At 64.4% G+C, this 16600-nt stretch carries 14 protein-coding genes; 3 read left to right on the top strand and 11 right to left on the bottom strand.

All coding sequences use genetic code 11. The features are described 5' to 3' along the window. Positions 1-12 precede the first annotated feature (12 nt). From LK535_RS05040 to LK535_RS05030, 3 genes are all read right to left on the bottom strand, one after another. A complete protein-coding gene (locus LK535_RS05040) occupies positions 13-3132 on the bottom strand; it encodes a helicase-related protein (RefSeq protein ID WP_227771083.1) in 3120 nt (1039 codons plus the stop codon). An 82-nt stretch (positions 3133-3214) separates the two neighbouring features. After that, on the bottom strand, positions 3215-3751 hold the full coding sequence (locus LK535_RS05035; RefSeq protein WP_227770756.1) for a metallophosphoesterase family protein: 537 nt from the start codon (positions 3749-3751) through the stop codon (positions 3215-3217). Beyond that, positions 3748-4731 (bottom strand): SPL family radical SAM protein, encoded by a 984-nt coding sequence (locus tag LK535_RS05030; protein WP_227770755.1) that lies wholly within the window; start codon positions 4729-4731, stop codon positions 3748-3750. The genes LK535_RS05035 and LK535_RS05030 overlap by 4 nt, the downstream gene beginning before the upstream one ends. A 263-nt stretch (positions 4732-4994) precedes the next feature. Here LK535_RS05030 and LK535_RS05025 point away from each other — a divergent pair, with 263 nt between their 5' ends. Continuing rightward, positions 4995-5336 carry an SWIB/MDM2 domain-containing protein gene (locus tag LK535_RS05025; protein WP_415837082.1) on the top strand — a complete coding sequence of 114 codons (342 nt, stop codon included), beginning with the start codon at positions 4995-4997 and terminating at the stop codon, positions 5334-5336. A gap of 118 nt (positions 5337-5454) precedes the next feature. On the opposite strand, the gene LK535_RS05020 is transcribed toward LK535_RS05025, so the two are convergent. The 7 genes from LK535_RS05020 to LK535_RS04990 form a co-directional block, all read right to left on the bottom strand. Next, complete coding sequence (locus tag LK535_RS05020; protein ID WP_227770754.1) at positions 5455-5922, bottom strand: OsmC family protein; 468 nt, start codon at positions 5920-5922, stop codon at positions 5455-5457. Between the two features lie 83 nt (positions 5923-6005). Next, positions 6006-6668, bottom strand: a complete 663-nt coding sequence (locus LK535_RS05015) for a TetR family transcriptional regulator (protein WP_227770753.1) — start codon at positions 6666-6668, stop codon at positions 6006-6008. Next, a complete protein-coding gene (locus LK535_RS05010; protein WP_227770752.1) occupies positions 6665-7831 on the bottom strand; it encodes a CaiB/BaiF CoA transferase family protein in 1167 nt (388 codons plus the stop codon). The genes LK535_RS05015 and LK535_RS05010 overlap by 4 nt, the downstream gene beginning before the upstream one ends. Positions 7832-8069: 238 nt before the next feature. Further along, positions 8070-9716 carry a S10 family peptidase gene (locus tag LK535_RS05005; protein ID WP_227770751.1) on the bottom strand — a complete coding sequence of 549 codons (1647 nt, stop codon included), beginning with the start codon at positions 9714-9716 and terminating at the stop codon, positions 8070-8072. A 95-nt stretch (positions 9717-9811) separates the two neighbouring features. Next, positions 9812-11014 carry a CoA transferase gene (locus LK535_RS05000; protein ID WP_227770750.1) on the bottom strand — a complete coding sequence of 401 codons (1203 nt, stop codon included), beginning with the start codon at positions 11012-11014 and terminating at the stop codon, positions 9812-9814. Between the two features lies 1 nt (position 11015). Further along, on the bottom strand, positions 11016-12197 hold the full coding sequence (locus LK535_RS04995) for an acyl-CoA dehydrogenase family protein (protein ID WP_227770749.1): 1182 nt from the start codon (positions 12195-12197) through the stop codon (positions 11016-11018). Positions 12198-12208: 11 nt separating this feature from the next. Beyond that, the gene (locus tag LK535_RS04990) at positions 12209-13126 is read right to left on the bottom strand and encodes an SDR family NAD(P)-dependent oxidoreductase (protein WP_227770748.1); all 918 of its coding nucleotides are present in this window, start codon (positions 13124-13126) and stop codon (positions 12209-12211) included. A 101-nt stretch (positions 13127-13227) separates the two neighbouring features. On the opposite strand from LK535_RS04990, the gene LK535_RS04985 reads away from it, so the two are divergent. After that, entirely contained in the window at positions 13228-13998 is a 771-nt protein-coding gene (locus tag LK535_RS04985) for an IclR family transcriptional regulator (protein ID WP_227770747.1), read from the top strand. After that, a complete protein-coding gene (locus LK535_RS04980) occupies positions 13995-15158 on the top strand; it encodes an acyl-CoA dehydrogenase family protein (RefSeq protein ID WP_227770746.1) in 1164 nt (387 codons plus the stop codon). Before LK535_RS04985 ends, LK535_RS04980 begins: the two co-directional genes overlap by 4 nt. Before the next feature lie 13 nt (positions 15159-15171). Here the strand turns inward: LK535_RS04980 and pncB are convergent, their stop codons facing one another. Beyond that, on the bottom strand, positions 15172-16476 hold the full coding sequence (gene pncB, locus LK535_RS04975; protein ID WP_227770745.1) for a nicotinate phosphoribosyltransferase: 1305 nt from the start codon (positions 16474-16476) through the stop codon (positions 15172-15174). Positions 16477-16600: the final 124 nt, after the last annotated feature.

Raw genomic sequence — 16600 nt, 5'->3', positions numbered from 1 at the left:
CAGACGGCGGCGCTACGCGAGTAGGGCCGCCAACCTGTCCAGCCGGGCGGACGGGTCTTCCAATGCTTCCTTGAGCAGCAAGCGCCCATCCTTCTCGATCAAGCCGTCGATCTGCGACGCCTCCGAGCCACCGCTGCGCGGCGTCAGCGCCATTGCGGCAGGACCCGCGTCGATCCGGGCGATGTTGAGCGCCCGTGCGCGCTCCCGCACCCGTGCGATCGACATGAGAAGAAGCGCCTCCTCGGGCAGTTCGCCGAAACGATCCTCCAGCTCTGCTTCAAAGGCGTCGAGCTCCGCATCGCTACGCAGGCGCCCGAGACGAGCATAAAGGGTGATGCGCAGATCCTCTTCCGGAATCCATTCCGCTGAAAGCCGTCCTTCGATGCCCAGCTGCAACTCTGGCGTCCAGCGCTCCACCGTCTCCCCGCGCTCCGTGCGAAGCGCATCTTCCAGCAACTGCTGATAGAGTTCGACGCCGATCAGCCGCATGTGACCAGCCTGGGTATCGCCAAGCAGGTCGCCAGCCCCGCGCATGTCGAGATCACGTGCGCTGATCGCAAAACCTGCGCCCAGCCGGTCAAACGCCTCCAGCGTACGAAGCCTCTTCAAAGTGCGCGGCGAGATGGCATCATCAGCTTCGGTGAACAGCAATACCTGTCCGCGCCGATGCCCGCGGCCTACCCGTCCACGAAGCTGATGAAGCTGCGACAGGCCGAAGCGATCGGCGTGAATGATCGCCATGGTGTTTGCGCGCGGCACGTCGAGGCCGGCTTCGATGATGTTGGTGGCTAGCAACACGTCTCCGTCACCGCGGCCGAAGCGCACCATTGTCTCGTCGATCTCGGCAGCGGGCATCTTGCCATGGGCTTGCAGCAGCTCGAGCTCTGGCACGAGCTTGGTGAGTTGTTCCGCCAACGGCTGCATGTCCGAAATTCGGGGAACGACTACGAAGCTCTGGCCGCCACGGGCGCGTTCACGAAGCAAGGCGCTCCTCAGGGTAGCGGGCGCGAAGGTCGAAACCGCCGTGCGGATCGGCTGGCGACGGGCCGGCGGCGTGGCGATCACCGACAATTGCCGCAACCCTACCAGCGCCGATTGCAGCGTACGGGGGATCGGCGTTGCGGATAGCGTGAGGAGGTGTCCGGCGGAGAGATCCTGCAGCTTCTTCTTGTCGGCTGCACCGAACCGCTGCTCTTCATCGATGATGACCAGCGCGAGGTCCTTGTACTTCACGCCCTTGCCCGCGACGGCGCCGGTGCCGATCACAACCTGAACGCTGCCATCGGCGAGCGCGGCCTTCACGCGCTTCTTCTCCGCATCGCTGGACAGACGCGACAGGCCGGCGACGTTGATGCCAGTGCCTTCGAATCGCTCGGTGAAGCTCTCCAGATGCTGCCGTGCGAGGACGGTGGTGGGCGCTGCCAAGGCGACTTGCTTGCCGGAGAGAGCCGCGATGGCGGCCGCGCGCAAGGCGACTTCCGTTTTGCCAAAACCGACATCACCGATAACCAAGCGGTCCATCGGCTTCCCGGAAGCAAGGTCGCTTCGAACGGCCTCAATAGCAGCAAGCTGATCGGCCGTCTCGGAGAAGGGGAAACCGGCAGCGAACCGCTCATAGGCGGCTGGCGTCGGGTCCAGCACCGGCGCGGTGCGTGCCTCGCGCTCTGCGGCAAGCTGCGTGAGCTGACGCGCAGTTTCGGCAATCGCCTCAGCGATCTCGCCGCGGCGCTCCAGCCAGGTCCGACCGTCCAGGGTGTCGAGCGTCACCGCATCATCTTCCGCGCCGTAGCGCCACAGGCGATCCGCCTCGGCAACCGGCACCAGACGGACGGCGTCCTTGGCGTAGGTGAGCTTGATCGTGTCGCCGCCGCTGCCATCCACACTCAACAGAGGCTCAATCCCGGCAACCACGCCGATGCCGTGATCTTCATGGATGACCGTGTCGCCAACGCGGATTTCGGCCGTCTGCACGAACGACAGATCGACCCGGTGAGCGGCGCCATCTTCACGCTCCGCGCGGCTGCCGAGCAGATCGGCCGCGGCAATCGCCAATATGCCGTCGCGGCGAAAACCGCGGTCTGCCGGCGCGGCGAGCGTGAGGAAGGCGCCTTCGGGTGCCTCCAGCACCGTCTGCCAACTCTCTGCAGATTGCGCCGCGAGGTCCAACCGCTTTTCGATGCGGCGCGTCAGGAACCGCAGATCGCGCTCGCTGCCCAACAAGACGAGCCGTTCACCGTTTGCGAGCGCCTGTTTCGCGACCTTCGCGAAGGCAGCCAAGGAGGCACGTTGCTCGACAAAACGGGCGGGCGGCGCGGCTTCCTGATCGAGAGGCTGCGTTTCGCGACCCGTAAGCGCCTTGGACCAGGCGTTGTCGTCGACGATGTCGCGGGCTGCGCGCCGGCTACCCCGCCGTCCCGCATCGCGGCTGAGGGCGAGAAGGCGACGGCGACGTTCGTCAGCCCTGTGGGTGATGGCGAGCACCGCGTCGGGCAGATGGTCGATCAAGGTGACGCGGTTGTCGTCGAGCGCCGGTTCGGCGACGCGGCCGAGTTCGTGCGCTTCGACGTCCTCCATGCTGCGCTGATCAGACGGATCGTAGAAGCGGAGGCTTGCGATCTTGCCATCCGCCACCTCGATGCGGAGCGGCGCCTCGACGTCGGCTGGGAACACATCCAGCACTTGGCCCCGCAGCGCCACTTCGCCGGGCTCATCCACGCGCTCGTCAGTGACGTAGCCAAGACCGAGAAGTTCCTCGTTCAACTGGGCAAGGTCGCACGCCCCGCCAACCGTCACGGATGGAGGTTCGGCATCGAAGGCTGCTGGCGGGGGATAGGCGCGAGCCAGCGCTTCTCCAGATGTTACCAGCGCAATTTGGGCACCGTCGTCGGCGCCACTGTTCCGGCGAATAGCTCGAAGCGCCGAAACGCGCTGGCCGACATTGGCGGGGGAGGGAGGGGCTTCGTCGCCGGGTAGCGCGTCGGTGCCGGGGCAGAACAGAACATCCGCGCCAGGCATCATGGCAGCTAACGTTCGTGCCAGGGCCAAGGCACAAGTTTCGTCGGCGACGGCCACGATCACATCGCGCGACGCGAGTAGGGGGGCGACCCCGGCTGCGGTTTCCGCAATGCTCATCGGCGAGGGCGGCAGTTCGCCAAACGGCGGCAAGGCGGCACGTTCCGCATCAGGAGATCGGGACATTCAGGAGCAAGATCCACTATGATGAGGCCGGTCGAACGGGCGGCACGCCACTGCGTTCCCGCGGGCGCGGCTTTGCCAGGAGATCGCTCATCGATACGGGCGCAAAATCATTGGCATCGACGCCCACGTCGAACTGGCGGCGCATAGGGGCCAGCCGGCCATGGCTATGCCCATGGAGATTGATGACGCCGCGGTGCTGGCCGTTCCACGAGCGAAAGGGATAGTGACACAGAACGAGGCGATGTCCGTCGACCTCCAGTTCCGCATAGTCGGCCGTGCTTGCCCAGTGCCTGGCGGCGACCGTACCATCAGGATCGTTGTTGCCGCGGATGAGATGCTTGGTGCCGTTCAAGGCGGCGAGCAAAGCCGGAACATCTGATGCTCGCCGCGCAACATCGCCGAGGTGCCAGACAGTATCGCCCGGCTCGACAACAGCGTTCCAGCGCTGGATGAGCGCAGCGTCCATATCAGCGACGCTGCTGAAGGGGCGCCGCCAGATGTTGATCGTGCGATGGTCGCCGAAGTGGGTGTCGGCGGTGAAGAAGATCGTCATGTCCAGTAGAGGATCCGCGCTGACGGAAGGACGCGAGCGATGTTATCCTCGAAGAACGTGCGCAGCATCCGCATCGTCTCGGTATCATAGACCTGCTTTTCCCCGCCGAACTTCGTGCGCTTTGTGGTCCGGTGGCGGTCGCTCATGTCGAGCCCTGCGCCCGGGTACCAGCTTTCCAGGATCGCCTTCGATCCCGGCGTGAAGCGGTGAGTGATCAATTCGACCGTCAGATCGAGCGATCCTGTATCGCCGAGAGCGGCAGCGGCCTGCTCGATGAGCGTGCCGTACGCCTCCTCCCAGCCTTCCGCTGCAATGATGGGCGCAATCGTGAGACCCACGGCATAGCCGGCGCGCGCCATCCGGCCGAGTGCCGCCAGCCGGGCAGCAACCGGCGCCGTGCCCCCTTCGAAGCGCGCGAAGGCGGCGGGATTGATCGACGCGCGCATTCGGGTGCGGCCACCGTGATCGAGCGCCAGTAACGCCTCGACGTCGGCGAACTTGGTGGTGAAGCGGAGTTGCGCTGGCGCTTCCCAGCGTCCGAACCAGCGGATCGCAGCGGAGAGCGACCCGGTCAGCGGCTCCAGTGCAAGGGGGTCAGTATAGCAGGATGCTTCATAGGTGGTCCCTTCATGCGCCCTGAAACGACTGCGTGACGTGACGGTGCCTTGTCCGAGATAGGCTGGCACCCCTTCGAGTATCTCGTCCACGTTGGCGTACACACGCGTGATCGGCGGCCCCTTCAACGAGCCGGCAAGATAGCAATAGCTGCAATGCGCCGGGCAGCCTTCTGCCAGGTCCACACGCCAGTCGGCACTGGGAGCGATGGGCTGAAGGCGGCGCTTCGATGGCGGCGCCACCACCACCGCGAGGGTCGCCTTTGCCTCCGTGTAGGCGCGCCGGGGATCGGGCGCCAAATCGAGGTTCAGTCGATCACCGGCGAGTTCGACGATTGGGACGCCGAAGCTGGATGCCCGTTCCATGATCGCGCGTGCATGGTCGAACTGTCGTGCCGAGCGAGTGACAAGAAGCCGGCGAGGACGCCATCCGGGACGGCCGCGCGGTTCGACTGAGGCAGCGGCAAGCGAGTCCATCATCGGCAAACGAGCGATCGGCTGACAGGTTCAGGGCGGGCGCGTTTGCGCGATTGCGCACCTATCGCGGAACTTCGCCAAGCCGTGTCGCTTAAACACGCTGGATTGGCGGCTATCCGGTGTTAGGATCCGGCAACAAAGAGGAGAGACCGATGGCGCGGACCGCAGAAAAGCGTGGCAAGGACGAAACCAAGGCGGCGGAAAAGAAGGTGAAGGCCACCGGGAAGCCTGCCGGCGGTGCTCGCGGCGGCATCACGGCTCCGGTGACGCCCTCCCCTGAACTGGCCGAAATCGTCGGCAAGAACGACCTGCCCCGCAGCGAAGTCGTCAGCAAGGTGTGGGATTACATCAAGAAAAACGATCTGCAGGACGCCAAGGACCGCCGCCAGATCAACGCGGATGACAAGCTGGAGAAGATCTTCGGCAAGAAATCCGTGACCATGTTCGAGATGAACAAGCACCTCAGCAAGCACCTGTCCGCCAAGAAGGACTGACGCCCGCATCGGCATCGCGCCTGATGAAACGCACCGTCGGTGCGGGGCGCGATCTCGACCACCGGTCATCTGCGTCACGTCATCTGACGCCACGTTCGGCCTGCGGGCAAATTCGCGGTCAGCCGGTGCGTATGGTCGGCAGGTTCCGGACAGGAAAGTTCACTGATCGCGCGATAAAGCACATGGCGTGCGCTTTATCGTGAAGGGCCACGGCGAGCTCGGGATCTGATCCGGCGGCGATGGTGACGCACGGACGCAGGGTGACGCTCTCGAACTGCCCTGCCCCACCGGCCTCCTCGACCATCAGGCCCTCGGGCTGATCCGTGTAGCCCTGAACGATCACGCCAGCCTCTGCGCAGAGGCCAAGGTACCAGAGCTTGTGACAGGCCGCGATTGACGCAACGAGCAACTCCTCCGGATTCCAGCATGTCGGGTCTCCGCGGAAGCTGGGATCTGATGACCCGTTGATCGGTGGCTTGGCCCCGGCGGATATCCGGTGTTCTCGCCCGTACCCGGACAAGGTGCGTGTGCCCTCACCGCGGTTGCCGGTCCATTCCAGGTTAAGCACATAGCGGTGGATCTTCACCTTACGCCCTCCTGTGTGCAGTTCGCATGGAGAAATTTTATCAGTGTCTGCGGTGGCGAAAAGGTTGATTGCGCCTGGTAAGCTCAGACGCGAAGTCCGTGCAGAATGACGTCGATCACGGAGTGAGCGAAATCGCGCTCGAACTCAGGGCCATTCAGCTTTTCGCCCATGATGTTCGCGAAGACGACGCGTGACGAGAACAGGTAATTACACGCGCCGACGATCATATAGTAAAGATGGTCAGGATCGATCGGGCGCAGCTGTCCGGCTGCGATGCCGTCCTCTACAATCCGTCGCTGCGCGTCGATCAGCGGCGTGACGAAGCTCGTCTTGATCTGCTCCGAAGCCTCCGTGCGGGACTCCCGCAACAGGTGATTGAGCAAGCCGACAAGATACGGATAGCGGCTATAGGTCCGGGCAATCCCTTTGATGTGAAGCTTGAGCTTGGAAAGTGGATCGAGCTCGAGGGCGTTCAGCGCCTCCAATTGGGCGAGCGAACGCGCCGTGTCCCGCTCCACCAGCGCCAGCAGCAGCCCTTCCTTGCCGCCGAAATAATATTTGACCAAGGGCGCAGTGACGCCGGCCCGACGAGCGATGGCATGCAGCGACACATCGGGCGTGCCGAGTTCGATCATCAGATCGCTGGCTGCCTGCAGCAGGAGATCGCGGGCCGGTGGCGCGGCGCGGCCGGAACCGGTCAACGCAAGCTCAGTGCTTTCCTGCTGAGCATGGGCGAGCTTGCTCACGAGGCACTTCCACCGGAGCCGACGTTGAGCTCGGCGCGGATTGCTGCGCCGTCAGCATCAAGGGCCGGCGCGCGGCGACGCGCCGGGCGAGGTACACCGAAGTCGATGGGGGATGCGGGCACCCTGATCGTTTCTCCGGCCTCGTCGGCAACGTCAACATAGCAGCCGGCGGCGTTCGCCTGCGCATCCTGTGTTGCCTGCGCCACGGACAGGACGGGAGAGAAGACCAGCTTCTCCCTTGTCAAAACGGCACGCGCTTCCTCCCAGGTCATTTGCCCAAAGGCTTCGTCCAGTAGCGCCACTACTTCCGCCGCATTGGTGCGACGGGCGCGGATGGAGTTGAAGCGGGGATCATCGACCAGATCAGTCCGGCCGATCGCGGCGGCGAAGCGTGGCCAGTCATCCACCCCTTGCCGAGGGACGGCGACGAACCACTGGTCATCGGAGGTCTTGAAGAAATTGTTGAGCGGATTTTGCGCCTGGGCACGAGGGCGAGGGGACGCGAGCTTGCCGAGCTGCAACTGAACCGAATGTTCGCTGCTCGCGGCATAGATGCCCATGCGGAGCAGCGAGGTTTCGATCTTCTGACCCTCACCAGTCCGCTCGCGGTGGAACAGGGCGGCCATGATCCCGGCGGCGAGCCCCATGGCGGACATGTGATCACCGATGCCCGTGCGCAACTGGGCTGGATCGCCGCCCTTCACCGTGGTCAGCCAGCAAAGCCCTGATCGTGCCCAAAAGGCGGTGATGTCGAAGCCCGGCTTGTCCGCATCCTCGCCCACTGGGCCATATCCGGTGAAGTTCGCGAAGATCAGATCCGGCTTGATGGCGCGAAGTTGCTCCCACGAAATGCCGAGCCGCTCCAGGCTTTGCGGTCGCGTATTCGTGACAAAAACGTCGGCGGTGGCAAGCAGGCGGCGCAACACCTCTGTGTCGTCCGGAGTGGACAAGTCGAGAACAATCGAACGTTTGCCGCGATTGTCGTTCTCGAAAACGCGGTTCTCGGCATCGTCACGGCCGACCGACGCATAGAAGGTGCGGATCGGATCGCCCCCAGGCGCCTCCACCTTGATCACCTCCGCGCCCCAATCCGCCAGTAAAGCGGCCGCGCCGGGCCCAGCGACATAGGTGGCCAGCTCCACCACCCGAATGCCTTGCAACACTATCCGTCTCCCCGATCAGCCGCGACCATCTGCCCCAACAAAGGCGTGCCGCCTGATTAACCGTTCTCGTAACCCGGCAATTTACGATCGTTCAAGGGGAGCGGTGGACCCGATGCGACAGGACAAGGCGCGGCGGCGCGACGGACTGAGCGGGATGCAGGAAGTGGACGTTCGTCGTTCCAGCATTGCGAGTTACGGGGTGGCAGCGCGCCACTCGGGCGCGCTGCGGGCCTGCCGATCAGTTCGGCGTCTGGCCGGTCACCGTGCCGGCCTGCCCTGAGGGTGGCACAGGCGGGGTTGCGGAGCGGGCATCGCTCACCGCCTCGTCATACCAGCCGGCCAGATCGCGCTTCATCTGACGCAGCGCGTCCGGGTTCAGATACGTCATATGCCCGGCGGGATAGTAGGTGTACGTCAGGTTCGCTTGGAGCGCCGGCTCCAGCATCATGTGGCCAAGATCGTTCTCGGTGCCGAAGAAGGGCGTGGCCATGTCGTAATAGCCGTTCAGCGAAAGCACCTTGAGATACGGATTGGTACGCATCGCGGCGGCGAGATCGATCGCGGTATTAGGATTGTTCTGGCTGCCATAGCCGCCACCCGGTGCCTTATGCGCCCAGTTCCACTTCCAACCGGCGCCGTCGCGGGCCGACAAGCGGTACGGCAGGTCGGTCTTGTAGCCGAGCGTCGAGTGCACATAGTCCTGGAACGAGGCAATGTACGCGCCTGATACCGCGTCAGACGACGCATCGGTTTCGGGGCGCTCGCCCGCCGCATCGGTGTCCACGCCGAGGTAACGAGAATCGAACCGGCCGACCGTGCGGTTTGATCCGCGCAGCAATTCCTTCTGAAAGCGCGGAAGATCGATCCGCAGGTTTGCCCGCTTGATGAAGTCGAGGCTGAGCCCGGTCAGCTTGCTCATCTGCTCGGCAACCTGATCGCGCTCCTGTGGAGAGATCAGCTGGCCCTTGGCGAGCGCGGCCATGTACGGCCCGGTGGCAAAGGCGCGCGCCTGAGCGACAATCGTGGCGACGTCTGCCGGGCGGTTCTGCAGGCGATTATGATACCAGGCAGTCGCGGCGTAGCTGGGCAGGTAATTGATATAGACCTGGTCCAGACCCGGCTGGCGATAGCCGTAGTTCATGATCGAGCTGAGCAGCATAACGCCGTTCAGCGCCATGCCGCGGTCCTGCAGCTGATAAGCCAGAGCGCCAGCGCGCAGCGTGCCGTAGCTTTCGCCCAGGATGAACTTGGGGCTCATCCAGCGGCCGTATTTGGTCACGTAGCGCATGATAGCGCGGGCGAAAACGTCGACGTCCTCGTCCACGCCATAGAAGTCGCCCGGCTTCGCATCACCCAGGGGGCGCGAATAGCCCGAGCCGATTGCGTCGAGGAAGACGAGGTCGGTCTTGTCGAGCAGCGAATCCGGGTTCGGCCCGACATCATAGGGTGCCGGACGCACGAACTCAGGGCTGGTGGTGCGAATGCGGACGGGCGCGAACGATCCCATGCGGAGCCAGAAGGAGGGCGAGCCCGGACCACCGTTGAACAGGAACGTGATCGGCCGCTTCGTGCCCGGCTTCGTCCCGTCCAGCGTATAGGCGGTGTAGAACATCGAGGCGGTCGGCTTCCCCTCGTTGTCACGCGTCGTCAGCGTGCCGGCCGATGCGACGTAATTGTAGCGCTTGCCGTTGATCGTGACGCTGTCGCGGGTGCGAGTCTCGGTCTCTTCGATCGGCGCCTTGGCCCAGGCAGCTTCCGCCTCGGCCTTCACCGCCTCGGCGTGCGTGCGTGCGGGCGGCTGCTTAGCGTCAGGCTTTTCCTGGGCGGCGAGGGGGGCGGAAAGCGCGGAGCTGGCGATGAGCGCGAGAAGGAAGTGCTTGGTCACGAACAACTCATTTTTGCGGGAGATAGGACATCATGTTTGACCTGTTCCCGCTCACGCGCAACCGCTCAGGTGACCAAGGCACATTCGTATTTGTTTTAGCGCCCAGAACCTCCGGCAATACCGGCGTCGAACAGCCGCGCGATCTCACCCGATGACAGGCCGAGGGTTTCGGCGAGCACCTGCTCGCTATGCTGGCCGTTTCGCGGCGCGGGCGCGGGCGGGCGGCGTTCCTCGCCCGGCAGCGTCGCGAAGGCGCCGACCGCGGGATAGCGCGTGCCGCTGGGATCGTCCGCAGTGCCGAAGATCGGATTCTCGGTAACGAGCCGCGGATCGCGCACCGCATCGGCCATATTGCCGTAGGCGGAGTGGACGATGCCGCCGGCATCGAAGGCGGCAGCAAGATCGGCATGATCCCGCGATCCGATCGCTGCTTCGAACAGCGGGAACAGCGCATCGCGGTGGGTGAAGCGCAGGCCATCGTCGGCTGCGAAGCTGACGCCGCGTTCGGCCTCGACGCGCGCGATCGACACACCGAGGTTCAGCGCGGCGACGAGGTTCGCCCACTGGCGATGGGTGACGACGACGATCATCGTGCGCTTGCCGTCACGCGTGGTGAAATCGCGCCCGAACAGGCCGAAGACGGTGTTGCCGAGGCGCGGGCGATCGGCCCCGGTGTCCATTACCTCGGCGATCCCGCCAAGGTTGGCGACGGTACCGATCGCGACGTCGGAGAGCGGGATGCGGATCTCTCCGCCTTCGCCGGTCGCGTCACGGCGACGCAGCGCGGCCATTAGCGCGAAGGCAGCATAGGCGCCGGTCAGCAGATCCCAGGCGGGGAGGACATGGTTGACCGGGTCCGGCCCCGGCCCCGTCAGCATCGGATAGCCGACCGCATTGTTGACGGTATAGTCGAGCGCCGGGCTGCCATCGGCCCAGCCCATCACGCGCACTGTGATGAGATCTGGGCGGCCTTCCGCCAGCGTGTCATGCGCGAGAAAGCCCTTTACCGGGAAGTTGGTGACGAACTGCCCGGTCGCGCGGACCAGCGCCTGGAGCAATTCGCGCCCCTCCGGCCGGCCAAGGTCGAGCGCGAGGCTTTTCTTGGCGCGGTTGAGGTTCTCCCAGTAGAGCGAATCGCCGTTCGGCGTGACGGGCCAGCGGCGGAAATCCGGACCGCCGCCGATCTGGTCCACGCGGATCACCTCCGCCCCCATCTGCGCGAGATAGAGCCCGGCGGTAGGCGAGGCGACGAAGGACGACGCCTCGATCACGGTCAGGCCGGGGAGGAGGTTGTACATCTCAATTCACTCCGGCGTTGAACTCGCGCAGCATGTGCTTGGCGATCTGGAGCTGGAGGATCTGGGTGGTGCCTTCGTAGATGCGATAGACGCGCGCATCGCGGAAGAAGCGCTCCGCCTCATATTCGGCGAGATAGCCGGCACCGCCATAGACCTGCACCACGCGATCGACGATCCGGCCGCATGCCTCGGAGGCGAAGACCTTGGCGGCGGCGGCCTTGCGCAGCACGTTCTCGCCAGCGTCCGCGCGGCGCGCCGCGTCTTCCAGCATCGTCGTCGCGGCGTAGATCTCGATATCGCTTTCCGCCAGCATCTGCTGGATCAGCTGGAAATTGGCGATCGGCTCTCCGAACGCCTTGCGCTCGTTGGCGTAACGGAGAGCGGAATCCAGCGCGCGCTGGGCATAGCCGATCGAGGCGGCGGCGACCGAGAGGCGGCCGTTGTCGAGGCTCTTCATCGCGGTGATGAAGCCCTTGCCTTCCTCGCCGCCGAGCAACGCGTCCGCGGGCAGGTGCACGTCCTCGAGGATGATGTCGGCGATGTGGCTGGCAGCCTGGCCCATCTTCTTGTCGGACTTGCCGACGCTGACGCCCGGTGTGTTCATCGGGACGATGAACGCCGATACGTGCGCGTTCTTCGGCAGCGGCTCCTTCGAGGTGCGGGCCATGATCAGCGCCACTTCCGCCTGCGGCGCGTTGGTGATGTAGCGCTTCGTGCCGTTCAGCACCCAGCCGCCGTCGCTGGCGCGGATGGCCATCGTCTGCATGCCGGCGGAATCGCTGCCTGAGCCCGGCTCGGTCAGGCCGAAGGAGGTGATTGTGCCGGCGGCGAGCTTGGGCAGCCATTCCTGCCGCTGCGCCTCGGTGGCGCCGTTCTTCATCGCCGAGGTGAACATGCCGATCGTGATCGAGATGATCGAGCGGAAGCACGGCATGGCATAGGCCAGTTCGCGGATCGTGCGCGTGTACTGGGAGATGTTCATCCCGGCGCCGCCATATTCCTCCGGGATGGTGATGCCGAAGAGGCCCATCTCGCGCAGTTCGTCGATGATCTCGGGCGGGATGCAGTCGCTCTCGATGATGTCGCGTTCGGCCGGGATCAGCCGATCGCGCACGTAGCGGCGCAGCTGATCGATGAACTGGTCGAACGTCTCGGCATCCATGCCGGGGTTGAGATTGGACATGGCGACTGGCCTCAGATCGGATCGTAGGGGAAGACGTGGGCGGAGACTTCGTCGGCGCGGGCGAAGCTGGGGCGGAAGGAGGGGACCAGCTCGTCCGCGATCGACTGCGGCGTCCAGCCTTCCAGCTTCGTCATCGAGCGGATCGGGCGCGGCTTGGAGAAGAGCACGATCTCGTTCTTGCGCACCGCGAAGACCTGGTTGCTGACGTCCTTCGACAGGTCGGAGGCGAGGAAGGCGACGAGCGGCGCGATCTTGTCGGCGCTCATCGTCTGGAGGCGGGCGACCCGCTCCTTCGCCTCCGGCGTCTCGGCCGGGATCGAGGCGGTCATGCGGCTCCACGCGAACGGCGCGATGCAGTTCGAGCGGACGCCGGCGCGGGCCATGTCGAGCGCGATTGACTGCGACAGGCCGATGATGCCGGCCTTGGCGGCAGAGTAATTCGCCTGGCCGATGTTACCGATGAGGCCGCTGGTTGAGGTGAAGTGGATGAAGCTGCCGGACTGCTGCTCGCGGAAATAGGGCGTGGCCGCCTTGGAGACGTTGAACGCGCCGTTGAGGTGGACGTCGATCACCGCGCGCCAATCCTCGTGGCTCATCTTGTGCCAGATCGAATCGCGCAGGATGCCGGCGTTGTTCACCACCGCATCGATGCGGCCGAAGTGCTTCACCGCATCCTCGACAATGGTGGCGGCAGCCGCGGGATCGGCCACGCTGGCGAGATTGGCGACGGCCTTGCCGCCCGCGGCGACGATGTCCGATGCGGTTTGTTCGGCGGGGCCCGATTCGCCGCCTTCGCCGCCACCGCCGACGCCCGGATCGTTGATCACGACGGACGCGCCCTCGCGTGCGCAGAGCAGGGCGATCTCGCGCCCGATGCCGCGCCCGGCGCCAGTCACCGCGACGACCTTGCCCTCGAGAATACCCGCCATTCCGCTCTCCTTGAACTGCGGATGCACGGGTTACGGCGCGCCAGCGCTCATTTCAAGGTGGCGCATTGCGGTTTCAGTCTGATGAAGACTAGAAGGTCGATATGGGTTCTCCGGTGCCGTCTGTCGTTCAGGCTTTCGCGATCATGCGCGCGCTGGCGAATGGTCGCGCCTTGACGCTGTCAGAGATCGCGCAGACCTGCGGCATCAGCCCATCGAGTTGCCTTGGCCTTCTGCGAACGCTGGTGGGGGAAGGGGTGCTCTCGCTTGGCGAGGGCAAACGCTATGCCTTGGCGGCGCCATGGTCGGAGCTGGCGGCGGGTGACCTTGACCGTGCAACACGGCTCGTTGCCCGCGCGCGGCCGCTTCTCGAGCGAGCGGCGCGGACATGGGGGGCGCCGGTCGGCCTGTGGCGCGTGACAGGGCGGGATCGCCTGCAACTGGTAGCATTGGGCCAGAGCGTCGCTGCCACCCGCATTCACATGGAAGAGGGGCAGCGCCAGCCGATCGGCAGTGGTGCCGTTGGCCGGGCACTCGCGGCAGGGCAGCGCGTGAGCCGCGACGAGCTTGCGCGTCGGTTCGCCGCCGTGCGCTGGCAGCGACCTATCAGCTTCGATGATTATGCGGACGAAGTTCATCAGGCGGTGGCGCAAGGGTTCGGCGTGGACGACGGCTTCAGCTACGCCGGAATCGCCTCGATCGCCGTTTGCCTGCCGGACGAAACACATACGCTGTGCGTCTCGGCTTCCGTATTCGCCGGCTCGATCACTGACCAGGAATTCGCCGATGTCGCCCGGGGGCTTGTGGAGCTTGCCGACGAGATCGCCGCGCTCGACCACAAGCAATCTTCGCCGATCAGAAAGGCCCGATCATGATTCCCGCCGCTCGCGACGACTTTCCTGAGATCCGTGATGCTGTTCGTGCGCTCGTTCGCGAGTTCGGTGACAGCTACTTTCGCGAAGTCGACGAGGCACGTGCCTATCCCGAGAGCTTTGTTGAGGCGCTGACCAAGGCAGGCTGGATGGCGGCGCTGATCCCGGAAAGCTACGGCGGGGCAGGGCTCGGCCTGACCGAGGCCTCGATCATCATGGAAGAGATCAACCGCGCGGGCGGCAATTCGGGCGCGTGTCACGGGCAGATGTACAACATGAACACGCTGCTGCGGCATGGTTCGGAGAAGCAGAAGCGGCGCTTCCTGCCGGATATCGCGAGCGGTACGCTTCGCCTACAGTCCATGGCGGTGACGGAGCCCACTACGGGCACCAACACGACCGAGCTAAAGACGCGAGCCGAGCGGCGCGGCGACAAATATGTCGTGAACGGCCAGAAAGTATGGATCAGCCGCATCCAGCATTCGGACCTGATGATCTTGCTGGCGAGAACTACCCCACTCGAAGAGGTGAAGAAGAAGGCGGATGGGCTTTCGATCTTCCTGGTCGATCTTCAGGCGGCGATCGGGAACGGCATGGAGATCCGACCGATCCGCAACATGGTGAACCACGAGACAAACGAAGTGTTCTTCGACGATCTGGAGTTGCCGGCGGACTGCCTGATTGGCGAAGAAGGCAAAGGTTTCAGGTACATCCTGGACGGACTTAACGCAGAACGTGCACTGATCGCCGCCGAGTGCATTGGCGACGGTTACTGGTTCGTGGAGCGTGCCGTTCAATATGGATCGGAGCGGATCGTCTTTGATCGGCCGATTGCGAAAAACCAGGGCGTCCAGTTCCCGATCGCCCAAGCCTATATGGAAGTGCGCGCCGCTGACCTGATGCGTTACGAGGCGTGCAGGCTGTTCGATGCGCACCAGGCGTGTGGTGCGGAGGCAAACATGGCCAAGCATCTTGCCGCGGAATCGTCCTGGAAAGCGGCCAATGCCTGTTTGCAGACGCACGGCGGCTTCGGCTTTGCGGCCGATTATGATGTCGAGCGCAAGTTCCGGGAAACGCGGCTTTATCAGGTTGCCCCGATCAGCTCGAACCTGATCCTGAGCTTTGTCGGTGAGCACGTTCTAGGCATGCCGCGCAGCTTCTGACGAGGCGCGGCGATCAGACCCGGACGGGTGCCGACACCCGCCCGGCACCGCCGAACACGCGAAGATACCGATCGATTTCCGATGGTTCTCCCGTCGCCTTCGCCGGATTATCGGAGAGCTTGACGGCGGGCCGGCCATCGACGCGGACGACCTTACACACCAGCGATAAGGGAGCGAGCGGTGCGTCTCCCTCCGGGTCGCAGCCCCTGAAGTCGTTGGTGAGGTTCGTGCCCCAGCCGAAGCTCATCCGCACGCGGCCATGGAAGTGGCGATAGGCCGCGCTGATGGAATCGACGTCCATACCATCGGAGAAGATCAGCAGCTTGCCGCGGGGATCCTGGCCCTTTTCCTGCCACCAACGGATGATCTGCTCGCCCGCCTCTATTGGTGGCGCGCTGTCCGGACGGAAGCCGGTCCAGTTCGCCACCCAGTCGGGCGCGGCTTCAAGGAACGATGCGGTGCCATAGGTGTCTGGTAGTACAATCAGCAGGTTACCGGCATAATCTTCCTGCCATTCTTCGAGTACCCGGTAGGGCGCGCGCGCGAGTTCGTCATCATTGCGGGCCTGGGCGGCGGCCACCATGGGGAGTTCGTGGGCGTTGGTGCCGATCGCCTCGAGATCGGCGTCCATCGCGAGCAACACGTTCGAGGTGCCGATAAATCGGGGCCCGAGCCCTTCCTTCAGCGCCTCCACGCACCAGCGTTGCCAAAGGAATCCGTGGCGCCGGCGGGTGCCGAAGTCGGACAGGGCGAGATCGGGAAGATTCTGTAATTGCTCAACCTTTGCCCAAAGCCGCGCCTTGGCACGAGCGTAGAGGACATCAAGCGCGAACCGGCCGCGGTGGCGCAGGGCGGCACGGGAGCGGAGTTCGTTGACGATCGAAAGGGCAGGGATTTCCCACATGGTGGTGGACGCCCATGGCCCGGAGAAGGTGAGTTCGAACTGGCCGTCGACCTTGTGCAACTCGTACTCAGGAAGCTGAAACTCAGCGAGCCATTTCAAGAAGTTGGGGCGGAACATTCGCTCTACGCCGTAGAAGGTGTTTCCTGCCAGCCAGATCAATTCCTTCTTGGAGAACCGCAACGTTCGGGCGTGATCGAGCTGTTCCCGCAATTCCGCTTCATCGATGACGTCCGCCAATCGCACCGTGCGCGTACGATTGATCAGTGAAAAGGTAACCTGAGTGTCGGGGTGGCGAGACTGAATAAGCTGCAACATCAACAGCTTATAGAAGTCGGTGTCGAGGAGGCTGCGGACGATCGGATCGAGCCGGAAGCTATGGTTGTAGGTGCGCGTGGCGAGATCGGTGACCGTCATGCAGGTGGATTGCCCGAGATGCGTGCTTCGTTCCACGCGGGGCCCGAATGGCCCGCATACGAGCTGATTAACTGGCCGCCGCGCGGAGACGAACGGCCGCCGACGTTACGCGAGCGGATCAGCG

Origin of the sequence: Sphingomonas sp. IC4-52 (assembly GCF_020707225.1) — a bacterium.
Taxonomy (GTDB): domain Bacteria; phylum Pseudomonadota; class Alphaproteobacteria; order Sphingomonadales; family Sphingomonadaceae; genus Sphingomonas.
Note: the sequence above shows the minus strand (reverse complement) of the source record. Positions and strands in the feature narration are given on the sequence as shown.

Bases quoted from the DNA above. Each gene is read 5' to 3' on its own strand.
- LK535_RS05025 (WP_415837082.1), top strand. From the start codon at position 4,995: ATGGCGCGGACCGCAGAAAAGCGTGGCAAGGACGAAACCAAGGCGGCG.
- LK535_RS04990 (WP_227770748.1), bottom strand. From the start codon at position 13,126: ATGGCGGGTATTCTCGAGGGCAAGGTCGTCGCGGTGACTGGCGCCGGG.
- LK535_RS05030 (WP_227770755.1), bottom strand. From the start codon at position 4,731: ATGGAACGGGCATCCAGCTTCGGCGTCCCAATCGTCGAACTCGCCGGT.
- LK535_RS05040 (WP_227771083.1), bottom strand. From the start codon at position 3,132: ATGAGCATTGCGGAAACCGCAGCCGGGGTCGCCCCCCTACTCGCGTCG.
- LK535_RS04985 (WP_227770747.1), top strand. From the start codon at position 13,228: ATGGGTTCTCCGGTGCCGTCTGTCGTTCAGGCTTTCGCGATCATGCGC.
- LK535_RS04980 (WP_227770746.1), top strand. From the start codon at position 13,995: ATGATTCCCGCCGCTCGCGACGACTTTCCTGAGATCCGTGATGCTGTT.
- LK535_RS05000 (WP_227770750.1), bottom strand. From the start codon at position 11,014: ATGTACAACCTCCTCCCCGGCCTGACCGTGATCGAGGCGTCGTCCTTC.
- pncB (WP_227770745.1), bottom strand. From the start codon at position 16,476: ATGACGGTCACCGATCTCGCCACGCGCACCTACAACCATAGCTTCCGG.
- LK535_RS05035 (WP_227770756.1), bottom strand. From the start codon at position 3,751: ATGACGATCTTCTTCACCGCCGACACCCACTTCGGCGACCATCGCACG.
- LK535_RS04995 (WP_227770749.1), bottom strand. From the start codon at position 12,197: ATGTCCAATCTCAACCCCGGCATGGATGCCGAGACGTTCGACCAGTTC.